General features: G+C 56.5%; 8 protein-coding genes. 1 reads left to right on the top strand and 7 read right to left on the bottom strand.

Translation table 11 applies throughout. The features are described from left to right. The first annotated feature begins 267 nt into the window (after positions 1 to 267). The gene (locus tag CMO10_RS09045) at positions 268 to 762 is read left to right on the top strand and encodes a GNAT family N-acetyltransferase (protein ID WP_297020966.1); all 495 of its coding nucleotides are present in this window, start codon (positions 268 to 270) and stop codon (positions 760 to 762) included. A gap of 9 nt (positions 763 to 771) precedes the next feature. Here CMO10_RS09045 and CMO10_RS09040 read toward each other — a convergent pair whose 3' ends face one another. The 7 genes from CMO10_RS09040 to CMO10_RS09010 all read right to left on the bottom strand — a co-directional run bounded on the left by CMO10_RS09040 (position 772) and on the right by CMO10_RS09010 (position 5957). Beyond that, positions 772 to 1218, bottom strand: coding sequence for an arsenate reductase ArsC (locus CMO10_RS09040; RefSeq protein ID WP_297020963.1), 447 nt, complete (start codon positions 1216 to 1218; stop codon positions 772 to 774). Positions 1219 to 1224: 6 nt separating this feature from the next. After that, positions 1225 to 1701: a UPF0262 family protein gene (locus CMO10_RS09035; protein WP_044828074.1), complete on the bottom strand. Its 477-nt coding sequence runs from the start codon at positions 1699 to 1701 to the stop codon at positions 1225 to 1227. Positions 1702 to 1744: 43 nt separating this feature from the next. Further along, positions 1745 to 3040 (bottom strand): histidinol dehydrogenase, encoded by a 1296-nt coding sequence (gene hisD, locus CMO10_RS09030; RefSeq protein ID WP_297020960.1) that lies wholly within the window; start codon positions 3038 to 3040, stop codon positions 1745 to 1747. Continuing rightward, positions 3030 to 3689: an ATP phosphoribosyltransferase gene (hisG, locus tag CMO10_RS09025; RefSeq protein ID WP_008891763.1), complete on the bottom strand. Its 660-nt coding sequence runs from the start codon at positions 3687 to 3689 to the stop codon at positions 3030 to 3032. The genes hisD and hisG overlap by 11 nt, the downstream gene beginning before the upstream one ends. 46 nt (positions 3690 to 3735) lie before the next feature. Beyond that, entirely contained in the window at positions 3736 to 5028 is a 1293-nt protein-coding gene (gene murA, locus CMO10_RS09020) for a UDP-N-acetylglucosamine 1-carboxyvinyltransferase (RefSeq protein WP_044828072.1), read from the bottom strand. Between the two features lie 81 nt (positions 5029 to 5109). Further along, positions 5110 to 5664: a dCTP deaminase gene (gene dcd, locus CMO10_RS09015; protein WP_044828071.1), complete on the bottom strand. Its 555-nt coding sequence runs from the start codon at positions 5662 to 5664 to the stop codon at positions 5110 to 5112. Positions 5665 to 5795: 131 nt separating this feature from the next. Then, a complete protein-coding gene (locus tag CMO10_RS09010) occupies positions 5796 to 5957 on the bottom strand; it encodes a hypothetical protein (protein WP_297020956.1) in 162 nt (53 codons plus the stop codon). Positions 5958 to 6000: the final 43 nt, after the last annotated feature.

The following is a 6000-nucleotide window of genomic DNA, read 5'->3' as shown; positions in this document are numbered from 1 at the left end:
TTCTTTAGCCATGTGACTCCTAGCTTTCGTATTGCAATATCAAAATACCGGTGGGCCGCAAACTGCTCTGAACCGGGCAAAAGGTCAAGTCCTTTCACGTCCAAAGCAGGGCGTTACAGCACTGCGTTAAACGAATAGCGTAGACTCTGTCCTGCCAAATCGTCCCGAAAGGGATCGCGCGGAAAGAACGCCAGCTTACGCCTTTTACAATGGCCGCTTGCACCCTAAGATGTCTGCTTGATCCTGACTTCTCGTGAAGGCCACCGCATGACCAATCCTCATACCACTGAAATACGCCTTGCTGAACGTGCTGACGCACCGGTCCTTCATGCCATGATTTGCGAGATCGGCAAGGCCACTGGATGTGCGGATAAAATCGCCAGTTCGCCCGAGGATCTGGCACGTGACGGATTTGGCGAAGACCGTGCGTTCGATGCTCTGATTGCGATTGCCGGTGATACACCGGTGGCCATGTGCCTGTTCTTTCCAAGCTATTCGACTTTTCGCGGACGCGCCGGGCTTTATATCCAGGACCTATATGTCGCACCAAGCCATAGGGGTGGCGGCTTCGCCAAGCGTTTGGTCGGGGCCGTTGCCAAGCATGCCCATGCCAGCGGCAAGTCCTATATCCGCTTATCGGTCGATGCGGAAAACATGATTGGCCAACGGTTTTACGAGAAGCTTGGCATGCGCCATGCCGAGGATGAGAAAATCTATGTGCTGGACGGTGCAGCGTTCGACGCCCTCGCCGGGTCGAACTGACGCCTGCAGTCAAACTTTTGGCGCAGGACCAATCGGGAAGCGGTCAAGAATGCGCTTTTTGATCTGATCGCGCACCTGGCGATAGGCCTCAAGACGGATTTCACGCGAACCTTCGACAATCGTGGCATCAAAGGTATTCCAGAATTCCACATCACAGGCCATCGTGCGGGTCATTTCGACCGCACGGTGCTGGGCTTCTGGTGACATGGTGATGATCAGATCAAAGAAGCCGTCTTCAAGCTGATCAAAGGTTTTGGATTTGTATGAGGAAATATCAAGACCGATTTCTTGCATCACCGCGACGGCAAAGCCGTCCAGGTCACCGGCACGCACCCCGCAGCTTTCAACATAGATATGGGTTCCGTGATAGTGACGCATCAGGGCAGCAGCCATCACCGAACGCACGGCATTGTAGCTGCAGGCAAAAAGAACCGAGCCGGGGAGTTCTTCTGCCACCGTGCCTTAACCCCGGATGTGAAGGACACAAATCAGCGTAAACAGGCGACGGGCCGTATTTTCATCAATCGTCACCTTGTCGGCCAGAAGTTCACGCAGCTGTTCGGACCCTTCATTGTGAAGACCGCGACGCGCCATATCGATGGTTTCGATCTGGGCGGCACTGGCCTTCTTGATGGCGTCATAATAGCTTTCGCAGATCATGAAATAGTCTTTGACGATCCGGCGAAACGGCGAGAGCGGCACGGGAATGGTGGTCAGGTTTTCGGTATCGTCATCACCGCGCACATCCATATAGATGCGGTTATCCTCGATACGCATATGGACCGAATATGGCCCTTCAAACCCGCCAGCCGGTTCGAAATGATTTTCTTCCAGCAGGTCATAGATCGCCACCGCCTGCTCGTGTTCGACCTCAGGACGGCGCCGTACCTTGTACTTTTCGTCAAGATAGATACCGGCAATACATTGGTTTTCTGCCATGGCTCTCTCGCTCCGGTCCCCTCACACGCTGCATTGCAACAGCTTACATCTGGTTTGAACGGATCGCTACTGAAAGTCCATGCGCCTGCAGACCTTCGCTTTCAGCAAGGGCGACGGCGGCCGGGCCGATCTTTGCCAGACTTTCGGGTGTGCACTTGATCAGCGATGACCGCTTGATGAAGTCCAGAACCCCAAGGCCGGACGAGAACCGCGCCGAACGCGCCGTTGGCAGCACATGGTTCGGCCCGGCAACATAGTCGCCAATGGCTTCGGGGGTATAACGGCCCAGGAAAATCGCACCGGCATGGTGAATGTCTTCTGCCAGCGCATCCGGGTCGTCTACCGCCAGCTCCAGATGTTCCGGTGCGATCCGATCCACAAGGGCCGGAGCCTGCGACAGATTTTCGACCAAAACAATTGCACCAAAGTCGCGCCAGCTTGCACCAGCGATCTCTGCACGCGGCAGGGTTTCCAGATGGGTATCAATCGCCGCCTGCACCTGATCCGCAAAGCCTGCGTCATCGGTAATCAGGATGGACTGTGCAACCGGGTCATGTTCCGCCTGCGACAAAAGGTCTGCTGCCACCCAGCTTGCATCATTGCTGCCATCGGCAACAACGAGGATCTCCGACGGCCCGGCAATCATATCAATGCCGACCTGACCAAATACGCGGCGCTTGGCTGCTGCGACGAACGCATTGCCCGGACCGACAATCTTGTCGACCGGCTTGATGGTTTCCGTTCCATAGGCAAGGGCCGCAACCGCCTGCGCGCCGCCGATCCGGTAAATCTCGTCAACACCGGCAATGCGGGCAGCTGCCAGAACCAGCGGGTTCATTTTGTTATCAGGCGTCGGCACGACCATGACAAGGCGCTGCACACCGGCAACCTTGGCCGGGATGGCATTCATCAGAACCGAAGACGGATAAGACGCCAGACCGCCCGGCACATAAAGGCCCGCCGCCGAGACAGCCCGCCAGCGCCAGCCGAGCTCGACACCACTTTCATCGGTGTAACGCTCATCTGCTGGCATCTGCTTTTCGTGATAGGCGCGAATGCGGGTTGCTGCCAGTTCGAGCGACTTCAAAAGATCGGTATCAATGTCTGCAACCGCGGCATCAACATCGGCAGCGGTGACCGCCATGCCGGATGCATCGATGCTCAGCCGGTCAAAACGATTGGTATATTCGCAAACAGCTTCGTCACCGCGCGCGCGGACGTTATCAATAATGTTGGCAACGGCGGCATCAACATCGGCATCCGATTCCCGCTTCATGCCCAGAAGTTTGACGAAATCTTCCTCAAAACTTTTATCCGTGATGGAAAGCTTAAGCGGCATTGAGCACCTCGGAGAAACGGTCGATCCAGGGCTGGATATCAGTCGGACGGGTTTTAAGTGCGGCACGGTTAACGATCAGACGCGACGTCACGTCAGCAACATGTTCGATTTCACGCAGACCATTGGCCTTAAGCGTATTGCCGGTGGAAACAAGGTCAACGATACGACGGCACAGGCCGAGTGTCGGGGCCAGTTCCATCGCGCCATTCAGCTTGATGCATTCGGCCTGTACGCCGCGTTTGGCGAAATGGGTGCGCGTGATGTTCGGGTATTTGGTTGCCACCCGGACATGTGACCAGCGCGACGGGTCATCGCCTTCGATCATTTCTTCGGGTTCGGCAACGGCAATCCGGCAATGACCGATATTGAGATCCAGCGGTGCATAGATATCCGGGTAATCGAATTCCATCAGGACATCATTGCCGCAGACACCGATATGAGCAGCACCAAAGGCCACGAAGGTTGCGACGTCAAAGCTGCGCACACGGATGATATCGATATGCGGATGATTTGTGGCAAACCGAAGAGCACGGGATTTCGGATCATCAAATGCGGCTTCCGGCTCGATCCCGGCGGATCGCACCAGTGGCATCACCTCGTCAAGAATGCGCCCCTTGGGTAGGGCAAGCACCAGCTTTTCGTCACTCATCAATTAGTCGCCTTACGCGTTTTTCAGTTATCCGGTGGCCTTGAAATCAGGCCGGAACCCGAACACGTTCAATCTGCGCCCCGCAGGCCGCAAGTTTCTCTTCAAGCCGCTCATAACCACGGTCGAGATGGTAAACACGGTTAATAACCGTCTCGCCCTCGGCTGCCAAGCCTGCAAGCACCATCGAAACCGAGGCACGGAGATCGGTTGCCATGACCTCTGCCCCCGACAGCTTCGCGGAACCACGGACAATCGCCGAGCGCCCATGCACATTGACATCAGCGCCCATACGGCTGAGCTCCGGCACGTGCATGAAGCGGTTTTCAAAAATCGTCTCGGTGATCATGGAGGCACCGTTGGCAACCGACATCAGCGCCATGAACTGCGCCTGCATATCGGTCGGGAAGCCCGGGTAAGGTTCGGTCATCACATCAACGCCCTTAAGCGTGGCGCGGTTACCGCGGACCTTCATGCCGTCTTCGGTCTCTTCGACCTCAACACCGGCGGCACGCATTGCATCAACAAGGCTGTCGATCAGCTCAAGTCGCGTACCCGTCAGCTCGATCTCACCACCGGTGATGGCGGCGGCAATCGCATAGGTACCGGTTTCGATGCGATCCGGGACAACCGAATATTCCGCACCATGCAGGCGCGGCTTGCCGGTCACTTTCAGGGTATCGGTACCAATGCCTTCGATCTCGGCCCCCATCGCGACCAGACAATGGGCCAGATCGGAAACTTCGGGTTCACGCGCTGCATTGCCGATCGTGACCACACCATCGGCAAGAGAAGCTGCCATCAGCGCGTTTTCCGTCGCACCGACAGAGACCTGCGGGAACAGGATATGGCCGCCCTTGAGGCCTTCGGGCGCGCGGGCTTCGATATAGCCCTCTGTCAGGTGGATCTCCGCACCCATGGCTTCCAGTGCCTTAAGATGCAGGTCGACCGGACGGTTGCCAATTGCGCAGCCACCAGGCAACGACACACGCGCTACACCGCAGCGCGCAACAATCGGACCCAGCACCAGGACAGATGCGCGCATTTTGCGCACCAGATCATAAGGTGCCGTGGTCGAGGTGATTTCCTTAGCGGTCATTTCCAGAACGCGACCTGTATGGCCGCCATTTGGCGCATGGCCGTTCAGATGCAACGCCACACCGTGCTGGGCCAGCAGGTTGGCCATCGATGTGATATCTGCCAAATGCGGCAGGTTTGAAAGGGTCAGCGTTTCATCTGTCAGCAGGGCTGCTGCCATCAGGGGCAAAGCCGCGTTTTTGGCACCGCCGATTGCAATTTTGCCCTGCAGCCGGCGACCACCGGAAATCTTGATCTTGTCCATTCAGTCCTCTTTGTGCTGTGCGTATCGGCACAGCAAACGCGTGTCTTGGCGTGTCACCACCAGATTTGTGCCATCCCTTTATCACAGGCGCGGCAAAGTGACACCTTTTTGGCCCATATATTTCCCTGCGCGATCCGCATAGGAGGTATCGCATTCACTTTCCGCCTTGAGGAAAATGAACTGACAGGCGCCTTCGTTGGCATAAATGCGTGCGGGAAGCGGGGTTGTGTTGGAGAATTCAAGGGTCACATGCCCTTCCCATTCCGGTTCAAGGGGCGTGACATTGACGATGATGCCGCAGCGGGCATAGGTCGATTTCCCCAGACAGATCACCAGCGTGTCGCGCGGGATGCGGAAATATTCCACCGTGCGCGCCAGAGCAAAACTGTTGGGCGGGATCACACAGACATCGGTCTTGCGGTTGACGAACCCGTCATCGGAAAATTCCTTGGGGTCAACAATGGCCGAGTCGACATTGGTAAAGATCTTGAACTCGTCGGCAACGCGGGCGTCATAGCCATACGAGCTGACACCATAGGAAATCACACCGTCGCGTTTGAACCCGTCAACGAACGGCTCGATCATGCCTTTTTCCTGCGCCATCTGGCGTATCCAGTGATCCGGTCTTACCGACATAGTGCCACCCCTGTTTTTGCGAAAATCCCAACCACGTTCAGCACCCACGGTTTTACCCGCCCGTTGGCACCAAGATCAACCAAACGATGCGCTAGTCGACCAACGCCTCGCAGAAAAAAGAACGTCGGCGATCAGTCGTCGCTTTTTTCGCCCTTATCCGATCCGCTCTGGTCGCTTTTACGCGTGCGCTGCTGTTGCTTGCGCTTGGCCAGATTGGCACGCAGCGCTTCGGCTTCGCGTTTTAGGCGCTCCTCGTTCACAGCCGGGCGCATGTCAGATTTTTTGGCAGTCATGGTGCGATCACGGTTCCATCAGATTTTTCGGGTTGCTTGATTG

It is taken from the genome of Thalassospira sp. (assembly GCF_002709775.1).
GTDB lineage: Bacteria > Pseudomonadota > Alphaproteobacteria > Rhodospirillales > Thalassospiraceae > Thalassospira.
Note: the sequence above shows the minus strand (reverse complement) of the source record. Positions and strands in the feature narration are given on the sequence as shown.

What these genes read in the sequence shown, in the direction of transcription:
- hisD (WP_297020960.1), bottom strand. Translation starts at nt 3,040, where the DNA reads ATGCCGCTTAAGCTTTCCATCACGGATAAAAGTTTTGAGGAAGATTTC.
- CMO10_RS09010 (WP_297020956.1), bottom strand. Translation starts at nt 5,957, where the DNA reads ATGACTGCCAAAAAATCTGACATGCGCCCGGCTGTGAACGAGGAGCGC.
- hisG (WP_008891763.1), bottom strand. Translation starts at nt 3,689, where the DNA reads ATGAGTGACGAAAAGCTGGTGCTTGCCCTACCCAAGGGGCGCATTCTT.
- dcd (WP_044828071.1), bottom strand. Translation starts at nt 5,664, where the DNA reads ATGTCGGTAAGACCGGATCACTGGATACGCCAGATGGCGCAGGAAAAA.
- CMO10_RS09045 (WP_297020966.1), top strand. Translation starts at nt 268, where the DNA reads ATGACCAATCCTCATACCACTGAAATACGCCTTGCTGAACGTGCTGAC.
- CMO10_RS09035 (WP_044828074.1), bottom strand. Translation starts at nt 1,701, where the DNA reads ATGGCAGAAAACCAATGTATTGCCGGTATCTATCTTGACGAAAAGTAC.
- murA (WP_044828072.1), bottom strand. Translation starts at nt 5,028, where the DNA reads ATGGACAAGATCAAGATTTCCGGTGGTCGCCGGCTGCAGGGCAAAATT.